Raw genomic sequence first — 21,616 nt, 5'->3', positions numbered from 1 at the left:
CATACGCGTATATCGCAACTCCCTGAAACGGGAATCAAGAGATCCAGACAATGTTGAAAATCGAAAACCTGCACGCCAGCGTCGCCGGCAAGGAAATCCTCAAGGGACTCACGCTGGAGATCAAGGCCGGCGAAGTGCATGCGCTGATGGGCCCCAATGGTGCTGGCAAGTCCACCCTGGGTAACATCCTGTCGGGGCGCGACGGTTACGAAGTCACCGCAGGCTCGGTTACCTACCAGGGCAATAACCTGCTGGAGCTCGCCCCCGAACAGCGCGCCGCCGCGGGCGTATTCCTGGCCTTCCAGTACCCGGTGGAAATACCCGGCGTCAACAACACCTACTTCCTGCGCGCCGCGCTCAACGCCCAGCGCAAGGCGCGCGGCGAGGGCGAGCTGGATTCCATGCAGTTCCTCAAGCTGGTGCGTCAGAAACTCGCGGTGCTGCACCTGAAGGATGAACTCCTGCATCGCGGTGTCAATGAAGGTTTCAGCGGCGGCGAGAAGAAGCGCAACGAGATCTTCCAGCTGGCCGTGCTGGAACCCAAGCTGGCGATCCTGGACGAAACCGACAGCGGCCTGGACATCGATGCCCTGAAGAACGTCGCCGACGGCGTCAACGCACTGCGCTCGCCTGAACGCGCCTTCCTGGTCATCACCCACTACCAGCGCCTGCTCGACTACATCAAGCCGGACGTGGTGCATGTACTGTCGGACGGCCGCATCGTGGAAAGCGGCGGCCCCGAACTGGCACTGGAACTTGAAGCACACGGCTATGCCTGGCTGAAAGACCGGGTCACCCCGGAGAAGGCAGCCTGATGAGCGCCCTGCTCGACTCTCTTGCGGACGGCTTCCAGGGCGACGCCAGCCGGCGCACGGCACTTGACGACGTCCTGCGCGACGGCTTGCCTGGCCCACGCAGCGAAGCGTGGAAGTACACCTCGCTGCGTGCACTGGAACGTCGGCGCTTCGCCGCCGTCGAATCGGTCCCGGCCATCGACATGCAGGTGCTTGACGGCATACCGTCGCCGCGCATCGTCCTGGTCAACGGACGCTACTCGCCAGAGCTGTCCGCGCCGCACGACCTGCCGGCGGGCGTCAGCCTGAAGCTGCTGTCTGAAGTACTGGCAAGCGGCGACGACTCCGCACGTTTCCTCGCCCGCCGCTTCGAGCGCAATGACGAGATCTTCGCCAGGCTCAACGCCGCCCTTGCCAGCGAAGGCGTGCTGTTGCGAATGGAGGCAGGGGTGGCGTCGGCAGTGCCGGTGCACCTTGTGTTCATTGGCGCCGAAGACGGGACCGATCGGGCCTGGCATCTCCGCAACCTGGTCGAGCTGCGCGAGGGCGCGCGCCTGTCCCTGGTCGAGCACCACCTGTCCGCCGGCAGCCACGCCCATTTTTCCAACACGCTGACGCATGTGCACCTGGCCCGCGCCGCAACGTTGTCGCATGCCCGGGTGCAGCACGAGGGCGAGCGCGCCACCTCGTTCCTGCGCACCGACGCCGTGTTGGGCCGCGATGCCGACTACCAACGCATCGACCTGGAGCTGGGCGCCGCATTGTCGCGGCATGAACTCAATGTGCGCCTCGAGGGCGACAACGCGCGGTTGACGGCCAATGGCGTATTGCTGGCCAGCGGCAAGCGCCATGTCGATACGCGCCTGGGCATCGAGCATATCGCCCGCGACACGCGTTGCGAGCTTACCTGGCGCGGGCTGGGCACCGGACGCGGACGCGCGGTTTTCCATGGCGGCATCCTGATCCGCGCAGGCGCAGACGGCAGCGATGCGATGCTGTCGAACAAGAACCTGCTGCTGTCCGAGGGCGCCGAGATCGATACCCAGCCAGTCCTGGAAATCCATGCCGACGAAGTCAAGGCTGCGCATGGCGCCACGGTCGGCCAGCTGGATGCCAATGCCCTTTTCTACCTGCGCTCGCGCGGCCTGCCCGAAGACCAGGCCCAGCAATTGCTGACGGCGGCCTTCTGCCGCGAGCCACTGGCACTGCTGGAGGACCCGGCGATCTCGGCGGCGCTCGTTTCGCAACTGGACCGGGCATTGGCGACTGCCGGAGTGGCATGACCATGGTGGCCTCCTCCGCCATTGCAGACACGACCAACCCCGACTGGGCGCGCATCCGTGCCGACTTCCCATTGCTGACGCGGGAAGTACAGGGCAAGCCACTGATCTACCTGGACAGCGCCAACACCGGCCAGAAGCCGGCGTCGGTGATCGAGTCCGTGGACGATTTCTATCGACACCACAATGCCAATGTCAGCCGTGCCGTGCATACGCTGGGTACCGAAGCGACCGATGCCTACGAAGGCGCGAGAAACAAGCTGGCGGGCTTCCTGCGCGTGCGCGCCGACGAGCTGGTGTTGTGCAGCGGCACCACCTTCGCCCTCAACCTGGTGGCGTACTCCTGGGCCTTGCCGCGCCTGCAGCCTGGCGACAGCATCCTGGTTTCGCGCATGGAGCATCACGCCAACATCGTGCCCTGGCAGCTGGTCGCCGAGCGCACGGGCGGGCGCATCAAGGTCGCCGAGCTGATGCCTGATGGCAGCCTGGATCTGCCTGCCCTGTACGCGGCGATGACCTCTGAAGTAAAGCTGCTGGCCTTGGCCCACGTTTCCAATGTGCTGGGAACGGTCAACCCGGTCCGCGAGATCTGCCGCGAAGCCCGCAGGCGTGGCATCGTGACCGTGGTCGATGGCTCGCAAGCCGCGCCACACCGGTCGTTGGACGTGGCCTCCATCGGTTGCGATTTCTACGCCATCACCGGCCACAAGATGTGCGGACCGACCGGCACCGGTGCGCTGTGGGCACGCCGAGAGCACCTGCAGGCCATGCCGCCCTTCATTGGGGGCGGCGAGATGATCCGCGAGGTCAGTTTCGAAGGCACCGTATTCAACGATGCGCCGCACAAGTTCGAAGCCGGAACGCCGAATATCGCCGGCTTCATCGGCCTGGGCGCGGCGGTCGACTACCTGCAGGGGGTCGGCATGGACCATATCGAAGCGCGCGAGAGCGCACTGCTTGCCCACGCCACCGAGGAGCTGCAGAAGATCGAAGGCCTGCGCATCTTCGGCAATGCCCCGGAGAAGGCCGCGGTGATCTCGTTTCTCATCGAGGGCGCGCATTCGCACGACCTGGCCACGCTGCTTGATCTGGAAGGCGTGGCGATCCGCTCCGGTCAGCATTGCGCGCACCCTTTGCTGCAGTCGCTGGGCGTTGCGGCCACGTGCCGGGCCTCTCTGGCTTTCTACAACACCCATGACGAGATCGAGCGCTTCGTGGTGGCGTTGCGGAAGTCACGCAGTCTGCTGGCTTAGCGCTGCCTTTCCCAGGGTAAGGGGCGTCGAGAACGGAAAGAACCTAAAATTCCCGCATGACCACTCTCTCGTTCCGCCCCGCCACCGTTGCCGACATTCCCGCCCTGGTGACTCTGGTCACCTCCGCCTACCGTGGCGACGTCAGCCGCCAGGGCTGGACCACAGAAGCCGACCTGCTGGATGGCCAGCGCATCGATCCGGAAGTGCTACGGCAGGACATAGAACGTCCCCGCAGCCGCGTGATCCTCGCTGAATCGCAAGACCTCGACGGCCCGCTGCTGGCCGCATGCGTGCACGTGGCGGAAGAGGATGGCGCCGGCTACCTGGGCATGTTCTCGGTGCGGCCCGACAGCCAGGGCGGCGGCATCGGCAAGCAGGTGATGGCCGAAGCCGAACGTTACCTGCGCGAGGAGCTCCGGCTTCCCGCCATACGCATGACGGTGATCGATATCCGCGATGAACTAATCGCCTTCTATGAGCGCCGAGGCTATCGACGGACCGGCATCACCAAGCCTTTCCCTTATGGCGATGAGCGATTTGGCATTCCCAGGCGCGACGACCTGCGCTTCGAGATCCTGGAGAAGGTTTTCGAAGGAGACGCGGCATGAGCGAGAACTGGACCTTCGTCTGCGCGCTCAGCGAGCTGCTTCCGGGCGAAATGAAGACCGCCTGGGATGAAATGACTTCCGTGCCCATCGTGGTGTTCAACCATGACGGCCAGTACTTCGCGCTCGAGGATCGCTGCAGCCACGAGGATTTCGAGCTTTCGGCGGGCGGTTACGACCCGGGGTCCGGCTCCATCGAATGCGTATTGCACGGCGCCCGCTTCGACATCCGTGATGGCAGGGCGCTATGCGCACCTGCCTATACCGGGGTCGCCAAATTCCCGGTGAAGCTCGAACATGACGCCATCTGGACGCGAGACGACCGCGAATAGTCGGCCCCTTGCTAGCTTTGCAGCGACCTGAACGTTGCAAACACGAGTAATTCTCATTAACATGGAGCGCGTCGAAGGAGGGACACCCCGGCCACGCCAGCGCATCTCGGCATAGGCCAGGCCCCCATCGGACCTTTCACGCTCCCGCCAGCCTCTCGCCAATGGGATTTCCTTGTCACGTCACCATTGGAACCCGCGATGAGTCACATCAAGACGCGCAAATATGCTCCCCGCAGCGCCCGCCAGCCCGTCCTTGCCACAGCAACCCTGATCACAGGCTTTGCCTTTGCCCTGCCGGGCGCCGCGCAGGTGGCATCCGATGGCAACGACAGCTCCTCGAATGCAGCAACCACACTCGACAATGTCGAAGTGCATGGGGTGGCAGGATTCACGGCGGAAAAGGTCGCTTCGCCAAAGTTCACGCAATCCCTTCAGGACACCCCGCAGACCATCCAGGTGATTACCAGCGAACTGTTCAACCAGCAGGGCGCCACCAACCTGACCGAGGCGCTGCGCAACAGCCCGGGCGTGGGGACGTTCTATGCCGGGGAGAATGGCAACACCTCGACCGGCGACGCTATCTACATGCGTGGCTTCGACACTTCCAGCAGCATCTTCGTAGACGGGGTGCGCGACATCGGGTCTGTCGCCCGCGACCTCTTCAATATCGACCAGGTGGAAGTGACCAAAGGCCCGGCAGGCACCGACAACGGCCGCTCCGCTCCCACCGGCGCCATCAATCTGGTGACCAAGCAGGCTTCCCTGCGCAATGCCGTGTCCGGCACCGTGTCGGTGGGCACTGACGCCCAGCAGCGGGCGACCGCTGACTGGAACCAGACCTTTGCTGGCGCGCCAGGCAGCGCTTTCCGCCTCAACGCCATGTGGCAGGACAGCGACGTGGCCGGACGTGACCATGTCAACAACAAGCGCTGGGGCATCGCGCCGTCACTGGCGTTTGGCCTGGACAGCGCGACCCGCTATTACCTCAATCTGCTCTACGTCAAACAGGACAACGTGCCTGATGGTTTCGTGCCCACGATCGGCCTGCCGGGCTGGCAGCCGCAAGCGGGCCAAGCGGCCCTGGTGGGCCATCCGGTGGACCCCGAAAATTTCTACGGGACCACGTCGGACCACGACCACGTTGACGCGCAGATGGCCACCTTCCGTTTCGAACACGATTTTTCCGACACGCTGAAGCTGACCAACACCCTGCGCTGGGGCAAGACCGTCCAGGACTACCTGCTCACCGCCTTCATGTCCACGGGCGCCAACACGATCTTCACCGACGTCAATGACCTTTCCACGTACTCCATCCGACGTAGCAACCCGACTTTCAAGGATCAGGAAAACACGATCCTCACCGAACAGCTGAACCTGCGCGCCGACTTCAGCACCGGTTCTGTAGAACACAACCTCAGCACCGGACTCGAGTTCGCCCGCGAAAAGCAGGACGCTTTGACCCTGGCTGCTACCAATGGCAGCAACTGGCCGGCAGCCAACCTCTACAACCCCGAGTGGAACGTGAGCGGACTGACCTGGGCCTACAACGGCGCCAGCGCCGCCGGCGCCACCACCACTTCCTCGGCTTACCTGTTCGACACACTCAAGTTCGGCAGCCGCTTTCTGCTGACCGCCGGCCTGCGCATCGATCACTACCAGACCGAATACGAAACCGTGACCGCCGCCGGCGTCGCCACCCGGCTGGAAGATTCCGACACCCTTTTCAACTGGAAAGCCGGAGGGGTATACAAGGCGAGCGACGACGTCAGCCTGTACGCCAACTACGCTCTTTCCCAGCAGCCTCCAGGTGGCAGCAACTTCGCCCTGAGCACGGCCGCCAACAACGCCGGCAACCCCAACATGGATCCCCAGAAAGCCAGGACCCTCGAGGTGGGAACCAAATGGAACCTGATCGAGGAAGGCCTGGCCCTGAACCTTGCGCTGTTCCAGACCGAAGTCACCAATGAAATCACCGGCAGCGCGGCTGAAGGCTATTTCCAGGACGGCAGGAAGAGCGTGACTGGAATCGAGTTGTCGGCGGTCGGCAACCTCACCCCGAACTGGTCCATCTCAGCCGGCTACACCCATCAGCAGGCCCGGGTCGAGGAAGGAACTGCCGTTGCCGCGGACGGTACCAACAACCTCGCCTACACGCCGGAAGATGCATTCACCAGCTGGACCACGTACCGGTTTCCCTTCGGACTGACCGTGGGCGGCGGCGTGCGCTATTCCGGTGAGACCCACCGCGGCACCGACGGCGCAATTGGTACGCCTGCCTTCACCAAGTCCTATACGGTCTACGATGCCGTCGCTTCCTACGAAGTAAACGACCGTCTTGTGCTGCGCCTCAATGGCTACAACCTGTTCGACAAGCAATACGTGGCCGCCATCAACAAGAGCGGCTACCGTTACACCCCGGGCGCACCGCGCACTTTCCTGCTCAGTGCGGATTTCCGGTTCTGATCCGGCTTTTCGCCAGGAATGCCGACACTGCGGGGAGTAATCCTCCCCGCTGGATCCATTTGGGAACGACCCATGCTGCTGCACATACCTGAGGTCCTGACCAGCAACGAAGTCGCCACGATCCGGCAGTCACTGGACTCCACCAACTGGACGGACGGACGCGAGACGGTGGGCACGCAAGGCGCGCAGGTGAAACGGAATGAACAACTTCCCGATGCCTCGCCGCTGAAGCATCGGTTGGGGCTGACCGTGCTTGCCGCACTGGAGAGGAATCCTCTTTACTTCGCCTCCGCACTGCCTTTGCGCACCTTGCCGCCGCGGTTCAACCGCTACCAGGGCGGAGGCGAGTATGGATTCCATGTGGATGGATCGGTTATGCGCCTGGGCAGTGCAGAAGAACGGATCCATGTGCGTTCCGACGTTTCCTGCACGCTGTTCCTGTGCGAACCGGAAGACTACGACGGTGGCGAGCTGATCGTCAGCGACACCTACGGAGAGCATGAGGTCAAGCTACCGGCCGGGGACATGGTGATCTATCCGTCCAGCAGCCTGCACAAGGTCATGCCGGTTACGCGCGGGGCGCGCCTGGCGTCGTTCTTCTGGGTGCAAAGCATGGTTCGCGACGATGCCCAGAGACGCTTGCTGTTCGAGATGGATTCTTCAATAGAGCGGTTGCGCGCCAGCAATGCCGATGCGGCGGCGGTCCTGCAACTGACCGGCATTTACCACAACCTGCTGCGCAGGTGGGCCGAGGTATGAAAACCGACGTCTCCAGCAGCCAGCAGCAGCGCGGCTTCTGGCTGCGCACGCTGCATCAATGGCACTGGATCAGTTCGGCCGTGTGCCTGATCGGCATGCTGCTGTTCTCCATCACCGGCATCACCTTGAACCACGCGGCGAAGATCGAGGCCAGTCCCCACGTCGCCAATCGCAGCGTGCAACTGCCTGCGGCGCTACGCGGCAACCTGGGTGATCGCGTGGACGGCAATGCGCCATTGCCCGCGGCGACAGCCGACTGGTTGAGCGCCCGGTTGGGCGCGCCGATAGGTCGACGACCCGCGGAATGGTCGGAAGAAGAAATCTACCTGTCCATGCCCAGCCCTGGCGCCGATGCCTGGATGAGCATCGACCGGGCCAGCGGTGCCGTCGAGTTCGAACGTACCGATCGCGGCTGGATTTCCTACCTCAACGACCTGCACAAGGGCCGCAACGCCGGCGCCGCGTGGAGCTGGTTCCTGGACGTTTTCGCCATCGCCTGCCTGGTGTTCTGCATCACCGGGTTGTTCCTCCTGCAGCTGCATGCCAAGCAACGGCGTATGACCTGGCCCTACGTGGGGCTGGGCCTGATCGTGCCTTTGCTGCTGGCGCTGCTGTTCATCCACTGAATCCCTTCCCCACCGAGTAACCGCCATGTCCCGGATAACTGTCGTGACCACGCTGAGCATCGCACTGAGCGGCATGCTGGCCATGCCCGCCTACGCCGCCGAGCTGAATCTCAGCGTGGAATTGCCGCAATTGAACGTGGCCGAATACCACCGCCCCTATGTCGCCATCTGGCTGGAAGGGGCCGACCAGAAAGTCGCCGCCAACCTGTCGGTCTGGTACCAGAACAAGGACACCAAGGAAGGACACGGCACCAAGTGGCTGCCCGACCTGCGGCAGTGGTGGCGCAAATCCGGCCGCACGCTGAAGGTGCCGGTGGATGGCGTGACCGGCCCGACCCGCCCGGTGGGCAAACATGCATTGAAATTCTCCGACAGGCAGCCGGCGTTGGCGAACCTGGCGCCCGGCACCTACACCCTGGTGGTCGAGGCCGCGCGCGAAGTCGGCGGCCGCGAACTGGTCAAGATCCCATTCACCTGGCCGGCCAAGTCGACGCAGACGGCACAGGCAAAGGGCAGCAGCGAGATCGGCACCGTCAGTCTGTCGGTAAAGCCCTGACCTGCGCACCACCATTTTTCATCCACCCCACTTTTGCTGGAGCCCTCAATGAATCGCACCGCGCTTGCCCTCGTGCTTTCCCTGGCTGTCATTCCCTTCTCCGCTACCGCGCACAAGGCCTGGCTGCAGCCGTCGCAGACGGTCATTGCCGGCACTGATCCGTGGATCACGGTGGACGCAGCCGTGTCCAATGACCTGTTCTACTTCAACCACGTGCCGTTGCCGCTGGAGCGGGTGGCCATCACCGCCCCCGACGGCAGCAAGGTCGATGCGCAGAACGGCGCCACCGGCAAATATCGAAGCGTGTTCGACGTGCAGCTGAAGCAGCAGGGCACGTACCGCATCGCCATGGTCAACAGCGGGCTGTCCGCAAGCTGGGACGAGGCCGGCAAGCCCAAGCGCTGGCGCGGCACCGCGGCCACATTCGCGACTGAAGTTCCCAAGGACGCGAAGGACCTGAAGGTCTCGCAATCGGTGGGGCGCGTGGAAACCTTCGTCACCAACGGCACACCCAACGAAACGGCGCTGAAATCGACCGGCGAAGGCATTGAACTGGTTGCCGTGACGCATCCGAACGATCTGGTCGCGGGCGAGGAAGCCAGCTTCAAGCTGCACATCGATGGCAAGCCGGCCGCCGGCCTGGAAATCGAAATCGTCCGTGGCAATACCCGCTATCGAAATGCACAGGACGAGATCAAGGTGAAAACGGATGCCAACGGCCAGTTCAGCGTGACCTGGCCCGAAGCCGGGATGTATTGGCTGGAAACCGGCACCGAAGACGGCAAGACTTCGCTGCCGCAGGCCAAACAGCGCCGACTGAGCTACGTGGTAACGCTGGAGGTCCTGCCGCAGTAATGCCAGGACCCTGCGGGCCGCCTAGTTGCACGGCGCCGCAACCAGCGATGACGACCGTTTCCGCCACCACTATTACTGCCCGGGCCTTCCAGGAGCCGGGCGCGCTCCATACCCTGCATGGCGAGACCATGGGAACGTCCTGGTGCGTGAAGCTGGTGGCCCCGGCGCGCACGGACCTGCATGCGCTGCATGCCGCGATCCAGTCGCGACTGGATCGGGTCGTGGCCCAGATGAGCACGTGGGATACCACGTCGGACATCAGCCGCTTCAACCGTGCCGCCGCGGGCACGTGGCACGCACTGCCGGAAGACTTCTTCACGGTCCTGTCGTGCGCACTGGACATCGCTCGAGAGAGCGATGGCGCCTTCGACCCCACGATTGGTCCGCTAGTCGCTGCGTGGGGCTTCGGCGCTGCGCAAGGCGAGCAGGAAATTCCCGGCGACGCGGTGCGCGTCGATGCCTGCATGCGAGTGGGCTGGCGCAATGTGCTGCTGCAAGCGGATGGTCACGCCTGGCAGGCGGGCGGAATCCAGCTGGACCTTTCAGCAATTGCCAAGGGCTACGGCGTTGATCTGGTGGTCGACCACCTGCGGGAACTCGACATCGTCGCGGCCCTGGTGGAAGTGGGAGGGGAATTGCGCGGTTTCGGCAGCAAGCCGGATGGATCCGCCTGGCAGGTACTGGTGGAGGCTTCGCCGGATGCGGACGAGGATGGCGAGCCCTGCGTGATCGTCCTCGACGGCGGGGCGGTGGCGACTTCCGGCGATCATTGGCATGCCTTCGAGCAGGCGGGCGTTTCCTTCTCCCATACGCTGGACCCGCGCAGCGGCAAGCCGGTAGAGCGCGCGTGCTCGGCCGTGACCGTCATTGCGAGCGACGCGATGCGCGCCGATGCCTGGGCCACCGCATTCACGGTGATGGGCGCCGAAGCCGGCGTAACGCTGGCGAACGAGCGCAACCTCGCGGTCCGGTTCGTCACCCGTGGCGAACACGGGCCAATGGTGCACATGAGTGATCCGTTTCGCACACGGATGCCGGCGTGACCCGGCGGCCGACCGCATGGCGTTCGAAGGCGTTCTGGGGGAATGCACTGACCCTGGCAACGTTGATGCTCCTTGCCTGGGGCCTGTCCACACTGCAAGTCGACGACTGGTGGCCGGCAAGGCCGCTGGTCACCCGCTGGACAGGCGCGGGCGTGAGCCTGGCGGGCTATGCGTTCTTTTGCGGCGTACTGCTGTGGCGATCGAGGGCTGGCACGCGGCAGGACGAGGATTCCGGCGCAGCCAACGAGGAGGCCTCGGTACTGGTCGTCCACGCCAGCCAGACCGGTTTTGCCCGGCAACTGGCTGAAAGAAGCGCCGACAGCCTGCGCCAGTCCGGGATGCCGGTGAAGGTCCGCAACATCAGCGAGGTCGACCAGGCGATGCTGGCGTCCTGCCGGCGTGCGCTGTTCGTTGCCAGCACGACTGGCGAGGGTGACCCGCCCGACCAGGCGCTGTCCTTCGTGCGCGACGTGATGGCCCACCCCGCCTCGCTGCAACGATTGCGCTACGCCGTACTTGCGCTGGGCGATCGTGAGTACGAATCCTTTTGCAGCTTCGGCCACCAGCTGGACGACTGGTTGCGGCGCCATGGTGCACAAGCGCTGTTCGACCTCGTGGAAGTGGACAATGCCGACGAGAGTGCACTTCGTCACTGGCAACACCACCTGGGCCAGCTGGGCGGCGTGACCGACCTGCCGGACTGGACGCCGGCCATCTACCAACCCTGGACCTTGCTGGAGCGCCGCGAGCTCAATCCCGGCAGCGCAGGCGCTCGCGCCTTTCACCTGGCGATCTCGGCACCCGCAGGATCGGTCCCCCGCTGGGTAGCCGGCGATGTGGCCGAGATCGGCCCAAGGCATGCACCGGGCGCCATCGCCGGCTGGCTTGCCGAGGCCGGTATCGCCGATGCAACGGTCGCGGTCGATGGAAAATTGACGGCTCTTTCCCACCTGCTCGCTGGATCGCACTTGCCAGCCGTCGGTGAGACCCGCGGCATGGGAGCGCAGGCGCTGGCTGCGCAGCTGAAGCCCTTGCCGCACCGCGAATACTCGATTGCCTCCCTGCCCACTGACGGCAGCGTGCAACTGCTGCTGCGCAGGCAGTTGCGTGCCGACGGCAGCCCCGGCATCGGCAGTGGCTGGTTATGCGATTACGCCGAAGTGGGCGGCGAGATCGCCTTGCGCCTGCGCAGCAATCCCAACTTCCACGCACCCGACACCGCACGGCCGATGATCCTCATCGGCAACGGAACCGGCATGGCCGGCCTGCGCGCGCACCTGAAACAGCGCATCGCCAGCGGCGCGCGCCGCAACTGGCTGCTGTTTGGCGAACGCAATGCCGATCGTGATTTCTTCTACGGCAATGAAGTCCGGGACTGGCAGGCGCAGGGATGGCTGGAGCGCGTGGACCTGACGTTTTCGCGTGACCAGCCCCAGCGCATTTATGTGCAGGCAAGGCTGCAGGCAGCGTCCAGCGTGCTGAGGCAATGGGTGGACGACGGGGCCTCGATATACGTCTGCGGCAGCCTGGCCGGCATGGCTCCGGGCGTGGATGCGGTATTGAGGGAAGTGCTGGGCGATAGCCGGGTGGAAGACATGCTGGCAGACGGCCGCTATAGACGCGACGTTTATTGAGGCGCTGATTGCAGGCGCCGCAGCTTGATCGCCAGCAACTCGCCACCGCCTTCCAGCGCATGGCGTCCGCGCGCTTCCCCATCCATCAGCAGCGCGGTATCACCCGCCCACAGCGGCGGCAGCCTGCTTGCCTGGTCGAATACCGCCTGGCCGGCAAGCAGATGGATTGCCCAGCTCACCCCGGGTTCGGTGAAAAACACCATTGGCCCCACCAGCGGGCGATGCAGCAGCTCGGCCTCGATCGCATCGCGGCGCCACATCAGGTTGAAATCATGGGTCGGGCCGTCAATCAACTCGCCATGCACGATGCTCTCGCCCGCAAAGCGAATCCGGTCATGGGGTGGCAGCAACTCCCGCACCTCGTCCTGGTCGAACCGCAGGCGCAGGCCATTGCCGCGAATCAGCACCAGCTCGCGATCGATCCCGGGGTAGGAGGAGAACGGACCATCCTGCTCGATTTCGGCAATCGATAGTCGCCATTCCCAGTCCGCGCGATCCGGAATGCGGACGATCTCGCGGGTCCAGCCGGTGCCGTTCTTCCACCGTTCTCGCCGGTACTCGTTGGCCGCAATCACACGCGACTGTTCCGCCATGGCCGGCTCCCTGAAATCGTCCTTGCAAGTCTAACGCCAAAAAAAAATCCACCGCCCGGCACATGGAACCGGGCGATGGACACTTCCCTGTGGACTTCGGCCGATGAGCGCGGCGTCCGTCCCGCTGCAACTGGCGCCTCATCGCCACCCGTGCAGTCACATCCTTGTGCAAGCGCCTCCTTGCAGGCTGCCTTTGCGGTGTTACCCCTTGGCTTCCTGCCCCTTCCCCCGCAGTGCCTCCTGCTCAAGCGGGGGATGGGGATCTTTTTCTATCAGCGACGTGCGACCGGCTTGGCCTTGCTGGCGCCCGCAGCGGGAACCACCGGTTTCTGCGCTGGCGATGCACCGCCCAGCTCGATGCGGTCGCGGTTCTTTTCCACGGTCTTCAGGCCGATGCCCTTGACCATGGCCAGTTCTTCGGCGCTCTTGAAGGCGCCGTTGGCCTTGCGGTAATCGACGATGGCCTGGGCCTTGGACGGTCCGACATTGACCAGCACCGCATCAATGGTGGCCGCATCGGCAGTGTTGACGTTGACCTTGTCGGCGGCCTGGGCGCCGGTGGCCAGCAGCAGGGACAAGGCGATGGACTTGAGGATGATGGCGAACGATTTCATTGCAACTCTCCGTGTGGCGATGGTGGGGGTCCGCCGGCCGGACCGTGTGTCCGCCGGTGACTGAATTCTGTGCTGGCGGGCGAGGCGAAGAAATCGGCGAACCACCCTTTGAAGGCTGGAGAAAAGCCCGTTGTCAGGTAGGGAATTTCCTACCCAAGGGCGATTTACACCCACCGGCGTAGAATCTGCCCATCACCAGGCACCCGGAGAAGACATGGACACCGCCAAGATCGACCGCTTTGTTTCAGGCCTGTGGGACGACGAAATCGTTCCCCAGCTGGTCGAGTACATACGCATTCCCAACAAGTCGCCGATGTTCGACAAGGACTGGGTGGCCAATGGCTACATGGATGATGCGGTGAAGTTGATGGAATCCTGGGCGCGCAGGCAGTCCATTCCCGGCATGCAGCTGGAGGTAGTGCGACTGGAAGGACGCACGCCGCTGATCTTCATCGAAATCCCCGCGACCGGCCCCGACACTGGAGCCGACACCGTGCTGCTTTACGGGCACCTGGACAAGCAGCCGGAAATGACCGGCTGGGACGCCGGGCTGGGACCGTGGGTTCCGGTGATCAAGGACGACAAGCTGTTCGGCCGCGGCGGCGCCGATGACGGCTATGCGATCTTCGGTTCGCTGGCCGCCATCCAGGCGCTGCAGGATCAGGGCGTACCCCATGCACGCTGCGTGATCCTGATCGAAGCCTGCGAGGAATCCGGCAGCTACGACCTGCCCGCCTATGTCGACCACCTGGCTGCGCGCATCGGCAAGCCCTCGCTGGTCGTGTGCCTGGATTCGGGCTGCGGCAATTACGACCAGCTCTGGTGCACCACCTCGCTGCGCGGCATGGCCGGCGGCAATTTCTCGGTGAAGGTGTTGTCCGAAGGCGTGCACTCCGGTGATGCCTCGGGCATCGTGCCTTCGAGCTTCCGCATCCTGCGCGAACTCATTTCCAGGCTTGAGGACGAGAGCACTGGCAGGATCAAGGCCGAGGGCCTGTTCGTCGACATTCCGCAGGAGCGGCTGGAGCAGGCGGCCAAGGTGGCCGGGGTGCTGGGCACCGAAGTCTATGACAAGTTTCCGTTCCTGCCCGGCATGAAGCCGATGGCCGACGACCTGACCGAACTGGTGCTGAATCGCACCTGGCGCCCAGCCCTGTCGGTCACCGGGGCCGACGGCCTGCCGCCGCTGGACTCGGCTGGCAACGTGCTGCGTCCGCATACGGCAGTGAAACTGTCACTGCGCCTGCCTCCGACCCTGGACGGCAAGCGCGGCGGTGACGTCCTGAAGGAGTTGCTGCTGCGCGATCCGCCCTACGGCGCGCAGGTGGAGCTGGCGCTGGAGAAGGCTTCCAGCGGCTGGAACGCGCCGGCGCTGTCACCGTGGCTGTCCACCGCCATCGAGTCCGCCTCGCAGGCCGCGTTCGGACGTCCGGCGATGTACATGGGCGAAGGCGGCACGATCCCGTTCATGGGCATGCTGGGCGAGAAATTTCCCGGCGCGCAGTTCATGATCACCGGCGTGCTGGGTCCGCATTCCAACGCGCATGGACCGAACGAGTTCCTGCACATCCCCATGGGCAAGCGCGTCACTGCGTGCGTGGCCAAGGTCATCGCCGACCACCATGGCGCCAGCGTGCGCGGGGAAACCACCGGGGTGGCGGCAGTGGCGGGCGGCGACCAGCATGGCGAGCATGGCTGCTGCTGAGCCTGACAGCGCCAGGGCGGGCTGCTAATCTCCGCCAGACCCGCAGTCGCACCCACCTGAACAACCCAACCGAAACCAAGGGGAATAAGCAATGGAAGGTCTGCTCGGCACCGGTAGCTGGCTCTACATCATCTTCATCGGCTTCATCGTCGGTTTGCTTGCACGCTTCCTCAAGCCGGGCAACGACGGCATGGGGTTCATCCTGACCATCCTGCTGGGTATCGCGGGCGCGGTTCTGGCCAGCTTCATCGGCCAGAAGATGGGCTGGTATGCACCGGGCCAGGCCGCCGGCTTCATTGGCGCGCTGATCGGCGCGATCGTGATCCTGCTGGTCGTGAGCCTGGTGCGCGGCAAGAAGCGCACCGTACTCCCGCGCCGTTGAGAGTTGATCTCCATGTCGCGAACGCCCCGGAAACGGGGCGTTTTCTTGTGTGGCGCAGCCCCCGCATTCCAAACACCTCCAGGCCTGACTTCAATCCGTGAATTCCAACGTCGTGACCCTGCCTGATCCCGCAACCGAACTGCACGCATCCCAACGCCTGGCGTGGGCGCGAGGCGCGCTGGGGGATGCCACGGCCGAACTGCAGCGTGCGTCGGTCGATGCCGGCCATCGCAGCTACTGGCGCAGCTCCGGACAGGGCCCGGCGCGCATCGTGATGGATTCCCCACCCGCCCTTGAGGACGTGCGTCCGTGGCTGCATATGCGTGACCTGCTCGAAGGCGGTGGCGTCCGCGTGCCACTGGTTCTTGCGCGCAACGTGGAGGCGGGATTCCTGCTGCTGGAAGACCTCGGCGGACCGACCCTGGCACAGGTCGTGGACGGCGCGAGTGCGGATGCCTGGTTCGAGCTGGCCATCACCCAGTTGCTGCGCCTGCAGTCGATCACGCCTCCATCCGGAATGGCCGCATTCGGCGAGGCGCTGCTGCAGCGCGATGCAGGCCTGTTCGAGGAGTGGTTCCTGCAACGCCATCTCGGCCTGCAGCTGGACTGCGGCGAGGCCGAGCAAATGCAGCAGGTCCAGCGCCGCCTGATGGATAACGCACTGGCCCAACCGCAGGTGCTGACCCATCGCGACTTCATGCCGCGCAACCTGATGCCGACCCGGCCGGACCTGGCGGTGCTGGATTTCCAGGATTGCGTGCGCGGGCCGATCGCCTACGACCCGATCAGCCTGTTCAAGGATGCGTTCCTGAGCTGGCCGCTGCCGCGCGTGGACGGGTGGCTGCAGCAATACCACCAACGCGCGCAGGCCGCGGGTTTGCCGGTGCCACCGTGGGCCCGGTTCCATCGCGATGCCGACTGGCTGGGCGTGCAACGCCACCTCAAGATCCTGGGCATCTTCGCTCGCCTGCATTATCGCGATGGCAAGTCGAAGTACCTGGCGGACGTGCCGCGCTTCATCGATTACCTGGATGAGGTCTTGCCCCGCTACCCGGAACTCGGTGCGCTGGGCCAGTTGCTTGAAACCAGGATCAAGCCCGCATTGCGCTTGCGGGGCATGCCATGAAGGCGCTGATATTTGCCGCCGGCCTGGGCGAACGCATGCGCCCGCTGACCGACCACACGCCCAAGCCCCTGCTCGCCGTGGGTGGCAAGCCGCTGATCGCCTGGCATCTGGAAAAACTGGCGGCGCTGGGCGTGAGCGAGGTAGTGGTGAACACCAGTTGGCTGGCCGATCGCTTCCCCGAAGTGCTGGGGGACGGGTCGCAGTGGGGGCTGAAGCTGCATTACTCCTATGAGGGCGCTACTCCCCTGGAAACCGGCGGCGGCATGCACCATGCCCTGCCCCTGCTGGGCGATGCGCCCTTCATTGCGGTGAACGGGGATATCTGGACCGATTTCGATTTCGCAGGTCTTCCCGCCGAACCCGCAGGCAGCGCCCATCTTGTCCTCGTCAACAACCCTGTCCATAACCCGCATGGCGACTTCGCCCTTGCCGGGACCGGGCGTGTTGATTCGGACGGCAAGGCGAAATTCACCTTCAGTGGAATCGGCGTGTATCGCGCGCGGTTGCTGGACACTTGGCGCGAGGTCATTGGCGGCGTCGCCGGCACCGAGGCCGAGCCGCCGCGCTTCAAGCTCGCTCCGCTGTTGCGTGCGGCAATGGCGCTCGGAGAGGTGTCGGGCACGCTTCATGCCGGGCGCTGGACGGACGTGGGGACGCCGCAACGGCTCAAGGCACTGGATCAGGAACTGTCCCGGCTCCGGTGAACTGCTGCGACGCCGGACGGCTTCCATCCGTATCCTCGTGACATGCAAGCCGCCCCGGAAATAAATCCTGAAGAAGCCGCCCTGCTGCGCAAGGCCCGCTGGGGCGATCACGATGCATTCGCGCGGCTCTACCAGGCACATGCCAAGGCCATCCATGCGCTTGCCTATCGCCTGACCGGCAACGCCGCGGCTGCGGAAGACATCACCCAGGACACGTTCCTGAAAATGCTGGGGTTCCTGTCCGGGTTGCGCAGCGACGCCCCATTGCGGCCGTGGCTGAAACGGGTTGCAGCCAACGCGGCGATAGACCGGCTGCGCCGCGAGCAGCGTTTCGTATCCGCAGCGGACGACGACGCCTGGCCCGACACCTGGCCCGACCAGTCCCAGAACCTCGAAATGATGGGCATGCTGCAACGCTTGCCCCCGCTCGCCCGTACCCTGGTCTGGTTGCATGAGATGGAAGGCTGGTCCCATCCGGAACTGGCGCAACGTTTCGGACACAGTCCAAGCTGGTCGAAATCAATCGTCTCGCGGGCGCTGGCAAAGCTGCGCGACGAGATCGGTACAGGAGTTGGCCCATGAACGAACCCTCACGCATACACGAGCAACTGCGCGCGCTACCCGAACCCGAGCTGCCGGCGGCGATCTGGCAACGGGTCGACTCACGACGCAGGCAACGCGTCCGTCGCCGCAAGATGGGCGCGGGAATCGCGGCGCTTGCAATGGTGGCCGTGATGACCGTGACATTGCTTTCCCCGATCACCACCGCTCCAGAGCGGGATCCCAATCTGTCGCTGGCCGGGCAGCCGCGCGCTTCCAGCATGCGCGACGTGCATGAACAACTGGAAGCGCTCGACCGGGCTTTGCAGACAGCCTACGACCGTGGCGCCAGCGATGCGGAAATCGCGCCCATGTGGGTTGCACGCAACGCCCTGCTCTGCAACCTGCGGCCTCGCCAGCCCACCCAGAAAAATCGAACCTGACCGAGGACTTCCTGCATGTCTTTCCGATCCTTTCTAGTTGCCGCGATCGTCATCTTCGGCTGCGGGCTCGCCCCTGCCGCTCCTGCCAAGGCGGTGGAGTCGACTGGTCCCGGCAATTCATGTGGCCATGCAGGCACCGAAGCGGGCAATGTTCCCAACAGCCTGGGCATCTTCCACGCCCATATCGTCCAGATTGACGGGCGCTCGGCTGGCATGGAGAGGTACCAGCACAAACTGGCTGCGGGCAAGCACATCCTGGTGCTCGCGGAGGACATAAAATCCACGCGCCTCAATTCGGCCCGAACCATGCAGATAGCCAGGATGCAAGGCCACTCCGCAGCACCCCTGAAGGCGTTGGTCCTCGATGTACGGCCCGGAACCAGCTATCGCATCGGCGCCCGGCTGATCCGGGACCGGCTGGATAACCAGAGCATCCGCGACAATGCCTATTGGGAACCAGTGGTCTGGGACGAAGTCGCCGAGTCGTGCCCATGAAACTTCGCCGGCACGGACGACAGGCAATCGCACTGAAGGCCTGCTCACCCGCCGAGGGCCTGAACCAGTGAACTTGAATAGGAAGGTGCTTCCAATGCTCTCGAAAATCTCTGCCGCCTACCTGCTTGTCTTTGCCGGACTCGTGCAGTCCGCGCACGCAGCCGCCGCAACGATTGGCGGTCCGCTGGCCGCACTGCAATCTAGTGCATCGGCCGGGCAGACCCGCTATGAACTTGGCGCGGTGGTGGATGCACGGAATGCGCGATCGAGCGGGGTCAAGGTGCTGGCGGTGACGCCCGACGCGGCCGCGGACCGGATCGGGCTGCGGGCAAGCGATCAGTTGCTCGCGATCAATGGTCTTCGCCTGGACGACACGGCGAGCCCGTCTTCCACGCTTGAAAGGGGGCTACAGGAGGGCAATGGCGCCTTGCGCCTGGAAGTCATGCGCGACGGAAGGAAACTGCTGCTGTCCGGTCGCGCGGAGGCCATGGGGCCCGGCGGTACGCAGTCATGCGGTTATGTCACCGACCAGCAGGGCGTGGTTCCGAAGAGCCAGGACATCTTCAATGTCGAAATAACGCAGATCGAGGGCCGCAGCACGCCCTTGCAATCCTCGAACCGGCATCGCGTCGCCGCTGGCAAGCGTGTACTGGTGGTTCGTGAGCTTGTCCAGGAGAGCTACCTCAACTCCTCCCAGCTGCAGCAGATCAGGAAGATGAAGAAATTCGCCTTCGCCCGCGCCTACAAGTCCTTCGTACTGGATGTGGAAGCGGGCATGAGCTATCGCATCGGCGCGCGGCTCATCAGGCAAAAGCTGGATACGCAGAGCATCCGCGACAATGCCTACTGGGAGCCGGTGGTGTGGTCGAAGGTGCCGCAGAGCTGCCCCTGACACGGACCCGCGAACTTGGCGCAGACCGGACCCGGCGCGGTCAGGCATCGCCTGCGATGGATGACGATGACTCCACCACCTGGCGCAGGAACGGGACCGTGATCCGTCGCTGCGCGGCGAGTGACTCGCGGTCCAGCCGATCGAGCAGTGCGAGCAGACTGGCCAGGCCGCGGTCGGTCCGCGCCAGCATCCAGTCGATCGCCGTTTCCTCCAGCACCAGTCCGCGGCGGCGGGCACGGTCGCGCAGCAGCTCCGCGCGCGCGGCATCGTCCAGCTGGTTGAGCACGATGCGGGTGTTCTGCGACAGCCGCGAACGCAGGTCCGGCAGCGACAGTGCCAGTGAACCCGGCACGTCCTGTGCCGTGTACAACACGTTCAGGCCGGCACTGCGGGCGCGGTTGTGGAAGTCGAACAGGGCGACCTCGTCGTCGCGATGGCCGGCGATGGCCTCCAGGCCATCCAGCGCCACCACGTCGTTTCCTTCCAGCGCATCCAGCGCATCGCGCAAGCGCCCGCTGGCGGCAAGCAGCGGCAGGTAGGCCGGGCGCCGGCCCGCCTGCGCAGCCGCTGCGCACAGGGCCAGGGCCAGGTGGGTCTTGCCGGTCCCGGAAGCGCCGGCCAGGTAGAGCCAGTCCGCGCCCCGCGTCTGCGCCAGCGCCTGCAACTGCGCGATCGCACCGGCGGGTGCGGCGAAGAAACTTTCCAGGCGCTGGTCGGGCGGATAGCGCAACGCCAGCGGCAGTTGCGGGACGCTCACTTGGGTTCGGGGTCGGCCGGTGGAACAGCGACGATCACGTTCCGGTCGACGTAGCTGTCCAGCACGATGGTCGGGCCCTCGCCCGCGTATAGATGGCTGGCGGTGTAACGCTCATGCGCGTAGCGCAGCAGCACATTGGCCACGGCCGCCATGGGCAACGCCAGCAGCATGCCCAGGAACCCGAACAGCTGGCCGCCGGCCAGCACCGCGAAGATCACCGCCACCGGGTGCAGGCCGATGCGATCGCCCACCAGCTTCGGGGTCAGCCAGTAGCTTTCGATCACCTGGCCCACGCCAAACACGGCCAGCACGCCGGCGATGTGCTTCCAGTCGCCGTACTGCATCAATGCGGCCAGCACGCCCAGCACCACGCCACTGGTGGGGCCCAGGTACGGCACGAAGGTCAGCAGGCCGGCGATGATGCCGATCAGGATGCCCAGGTCCAGGCCCACGGCCCACAGGCCCAGGCCGTACATCACGCCCAGGATCACCATCACCAGGAACTGGCCGCGCAGGAAACCGCCCAGCACGTCGCTGGACTCCTGCGCCAGGCGGCTGACGGTGTCGATATGGTCGCGCGGCACCATCGAGGCCACGCGCCCGACGATCAGGTCCCAGTCGCGCAGGAAGAAGAAGGTGATGACCGGGATCAGCAACAGCGTGGTGACCATGCCGATCAGCGCGAAACCCGAGCGAGACACATAACCCAGCACGGTCGTGGCTACCCCACCGGCACGTTCCCAGTTGCTGCGCACCAGCTGGATCATGTGGTCCAGGTCCAGCCAGGTCGCCAGCTGCATGCCCGAGCGCCGCTCCACCCACGGCACCGCCACATCGGTGAACCAGGCCTGGTACCGCGGCAGCGATTCGATCAGGGTGGAAAGCTGGCCCTCGATCAAGGGCACCAGGATGATCAGCACCAGAGCCAGCAGCAGCGCCATCAGCGTGAATACCAGGATGACCGCGGTATTGCGCGATCGCCCCGACAGTTCCAGCCGGTCCACCAGCGGATCGCCCAGCCAGCCCAGCAGCGCAGCGACTGCAAAGGGCGTGAGGATGGGCGAGAGCAGCCACATCAGCCAGAAAGCACCGACTGCGATCGCGGTCCACTGCAGGCGGCGCAGGAATCGCGCGATCTCGAACTCGGGGCCTTGCGTCATAGGGT

General features: G+C 64.7%; 24 protein-coding genes. 20 read left to right on the top strand and 4 right to left on the bottom strand.

Features of this window, described 5'->3' with window-relative positions:
• The first annotated feature begins 50 nt into the window (after positions 1–50).
• The 12 genes from sufC (at position 51) to DT603_RS10125 (ending at position 12,200) form a co-directional block, all read left to right on the top strand.
• The gene (gene sufC / locus DT603_RS10180) at positions 51–815 is read left to right on the top strand and encodes a Fe-S cluster assembly ATPase SufC (protein WP_162349776.1); all 765 of its coding nucleotides are present in this window, start codon (positions 51–53) and stop codon (positions 813–815) included.
• Positions 815–2,077: a Fe-S cluster assembly protein SufD gene (sufD, locus tag DT603_RS10175; RefSeq protein ID WP_162349775.1), complete on the top strand. Its 1,263-nt coding sequence runs from the start codon at positions 815–817 to the stop codon at positions 2,075–2,077. Before sufC ends, sufD begins: the two co-directional genes overlap by 1 nt.
• Positions 2,074–3,327, top strand: a complete 1,254-nt coding sequence (locus tag DT603_RS10170) for a cysteine desulfurase (protein WP_162349774.1) — start codon at positions 2,074–2,076, stop codon at positions 3,325–3,327. The genes sufD and DT603_RS10170 overlap by 4 nt, the downstream gene beginning before the upstream one ends.
• A 56-nt stretch (positions 3,328–3,383) precedes the next feature.
• On the top strand, positions 3,384–3,935 hold the full coding sequence (locus tag DT603_RS10165; RefSeq protein WP_162349773.1) for a GNAT family N-acetyltransferase: 552 nt from the start codon (positions 3,384–3,386) through the stop codon (positions 3,933–3,935).
• Positions 3,932–4,264, top strand: coding sequence for a non-heme iron oxygenase ferredoxin subunit (locus DT603_RS10160; RefSeq protein ID WP_162349772.1), 333 nt, complete (start codon positions 3,932–3,934; stop codon positions 4,262–4,264). The genes DT603_RS10165 and DT603_RS10160 overlap by 4 nt, the downstream gene beginning before the upstream one ends.
• A gap of 198 nt (positions 4,265–4,462) precedes the next feature.
• Positions 4,463–6,727 carry a catecholate siderophore receptor Fiu gene (locus DT603_RS10155; protein ID WP_162349771.1) on the top strand — a complete coding sequence of 755 codons (2,265 nt, stop codon included), beginning with the start codon at positions 4,463–4,465 and terminating at the stop codon, positions 6,725–6,727.
• 72 nt (positions 6,728–6,799) lie between these two features.
• Complete coding sequence (locus DT603_RS10150; RefSeq protein ID WP_162349770.1) at positions 6,800–7,486, top strand: Fe2+-dependent dioxygenase; 687 nt, start codon at positions 6,800–6,802, stop codon at positions 7,484–7,486.
• Positions 7,483–8,112, top strand: a complete 630-nt coding sequence (locus tag DT603_RS10145) for a PepSY-associated TM helix domain-containing protein (protein WP_162349769.1) — start codon at positions 7,483–7,485, stop codon at positions 8,110–8,112. The genes DT603_RS10150 and DT603_RS10145 overlap by 4 nt, the downstream gene beginning before the upstream one ends.
• Before the next feature lie 73 nt (positions 8,113–8,185).
• On the top strand, positions 8,186–8,668 hold the full coding sequence (locus DT603_RS10140) for a DUF2271 domain-containing protein (protein ID WP_425500957.1): 483 nt from the start codon (positions 8,186–8,188) through the stop codon (positions 8,666–8,668).
• 48 nt (positions 8,669–8,716) lie between these two features.
• Positions 8,717–9,523 (top strand): DUF4198 domain-containing protein, encoded by an 807-nt coding sequence (locus tag DT603_RS10135; RefSeq protein ID WP_162349767.1) that lies wholly within the window; start codon positions 8,717–8,719, stop codon positions 9,521–9,523.
• Positions 9,524–9,570: 47 nt separating this feature from the next.
• Positions 9,571–10,566, top strand: a complete 996-nt coding sequence (locus tag DT603_RS10130) for an FAD:protein FMN transferase (protein ID WP_246191747.1) — start codon at positions 9,571–9,573, stop codon at positions 10,564–10,566.
• On the top strand, positions 10,563–12,200 hold the full coding sequence (locus tag DT603_RS10125) for a sulfite reductase subunit alpha (protein ID WP_343037747.1): 1,638 nt from the start codon (positions 10,563–10,565) through the stop codon (positions 12,198–12,200). Before DT603_RS10130 ends, DT603_RS10125 begins: the two co-directional genes overlap by 4 nt.
• On the opposite strand, the gene DT603_RS10120 is transcribed toward DT603_RS10125, so the two are convergent.
• Together DT603_RS10120 and DT603_RS10115 are read right to left on the bottom strand one after the other, a co-directional pair.
• A complete protein-coding gene (locus tag DT603_RS10120; protein ID WP_162349766.1) occupies positions 12,194–12,793 on the bottom strand; it encodes a HutD/Ves family protein in 600 nt (199 codons plus the stop codon). The two genes, DT603_RS10125 and DT603_RS10120, sit on opposite strands and share 7 nt — an antisense overlap.
• Before the next feature lie 272 nt (positions 12,794–13,065).
• Positions 13,066–13,407 (bottom strand): ComEA family DNA-binding protein, encoded by a 342-nt coding sequence (locus DT603_RS10115; RefSeq protein WP_162349765.1) that lies wholly within the window; start codon positions 13,405–13,407, stop codon positions 13,066–13,068.
• Positions 13,408–13,621: 214 nt separating this feature from the next.
• Here DT603_RS10115 and DT603_RS10110 point away from each other — a divergent pair, with 214 nt between their 5' ends.
• From DT603_RS10110 to DT603_RS10075, 8 genes are all read left to right on the top strand, one after another.
• Positions 13,622–15,112 carry a M20 family metallopeptidase gene (locus DT603_RS10110; RefSeq protein WP_162349764.1) on the top strand — a complete coding sequence of 497 codons (1,491 nt, stop codon included), beginning with the start codon at positions 13,622–13,624 and terminating at the stop codon, positions 15,110–15,112.
• 91 nt (positions 15,113–15,203) lie between these two features.
• Positions 15,204–15,494 (top strand): GlsB/YeaQ/YmgE family stress response membrane protein, encoded by a 291-nt coding sequence (locus DT603_RS10105; RefSeq protein WP_162349763.1) that lies wholly within the window; start codon positions 15,204–15,206, stop codon positions 15,492–15,494.
• A 118-nt stretch (positions 15,495–15,612) separates the two neighbouring features.
• Positions 15,613–16,620: an aminoglycoside phosphotransferase family protein gene (locus tag DT603_RS10100; protein ID WP_162349919.1), complete on the top strand. Its 1,008-nt coding sequence runs from the start codon at positions 15,613–15,615 to the stop codon at positions 16,618–16,620.
• Positions 16,617–17,324, top strand: a complete 708-nt coding sequence (gene murU / locus DT603_RS10095; RefSeq protein ID WP_162349762.1) for an N-acetylmuramate alpha-1-phosphate uridylyltransferase MurU — start codon at positions 16,617–16,619, stop codon at positions 17,322–17,324. Before DT603_RS10100 ends, murU begins: the two co-directional genes overlap by 4 nt.
• A 42-nt stretch (positions 17,325–17,366) precedes the next feature.
• Entirely contained in the window at positions 17,367–17,906 is a 540-nt protein-coding gene (locus DT603_RS10090; protein ID WP_162349761.1) for an RNA polymerase sigma factor, read from the top strand.
• Positions 17,903–18,307, top strand: a complete 405-nt coding sequence (locus tag DT603_RS10085; RefSeq protein ID WP_162349760.1) for a hypothetical protein — start codon at positions 17,903–17,905, stop codon at positions 18,305–18,307. Before DT603_RS10090 ends, DT603_RS10085 begins: the two co-directional genes overlap by 4 nt.
• 15 nt (positions 18,308–18,322) lie before the next feature.
• A complete protein-coding gene (locus tag DT603_RS10080) occupies positions 18,323–18,802 on the top strand; it encodes a hypothetical protein (protein ID WP_162349759.1) in 480 nt (159 codons plus the stop codon).
• A gap of 94 nt (positions 18,803–18,896) precedes the next feature.
• Entirely contained in the window at positions 18,897–19,694 is a 798-nt protein-coding gene (locus tag DT603_RS10075; RefSeq protein WP_162349758.1) for a PDZ domain-containing protein, read from the top strand.
• Positions 19,695–19,734: 40 nt separating this feature from the next.
• Here DT603_RS10075 and hda read toward each other — a convergent pair whose 3' ends face one another.
• Together hda and DT603_RS10065 are read right to left on the bottom strand one after the other, a co-directional pair.
• Positions 19,735–20,451, bottom strand: coding sequence for a DnaA regulatory inactivator Hda (gene hda, locus DT603_RS10070; protein WP_162349757.1), 717 nt, complete (start codon positions 20,449–20,451; stop codon positions 19,735–19,737).
• The gene (locus DT603_RS10065; RefSeq protein ID WP_162349756.1) at positions 20,448–21,611 is read right to left on the bottom strand and encodes an AI-2E family transporter; all 1,164 of its coding nucleotides are present in this window, start codon (positions 21,609–21,611) and stop codon (positions 20,448–20,450) included. The genes hda and DT603_RS10065 overlap by 4 nt, the downstream gene beginning before the upstream one ends.
• Positions 21,612–21,616 lie beyond the last annotated feature (5 nt).

The organism is Pseudoxanthomonas gei, from assembly GCF_010119615.1.
Classification (GTDB): domain Bacteria; phylum Pseudomonadota; class Gammaproteobacteria; order Xanthomonadales; family Xanthomonadaceae; genus Pseudoxanthomonas_A; species Pseudoxanthomonas_A gei.
Note: the sequence above shows the minus strand (reverse complement) of the source record. Positions and strands in the feature narration are given on the sequence as shown.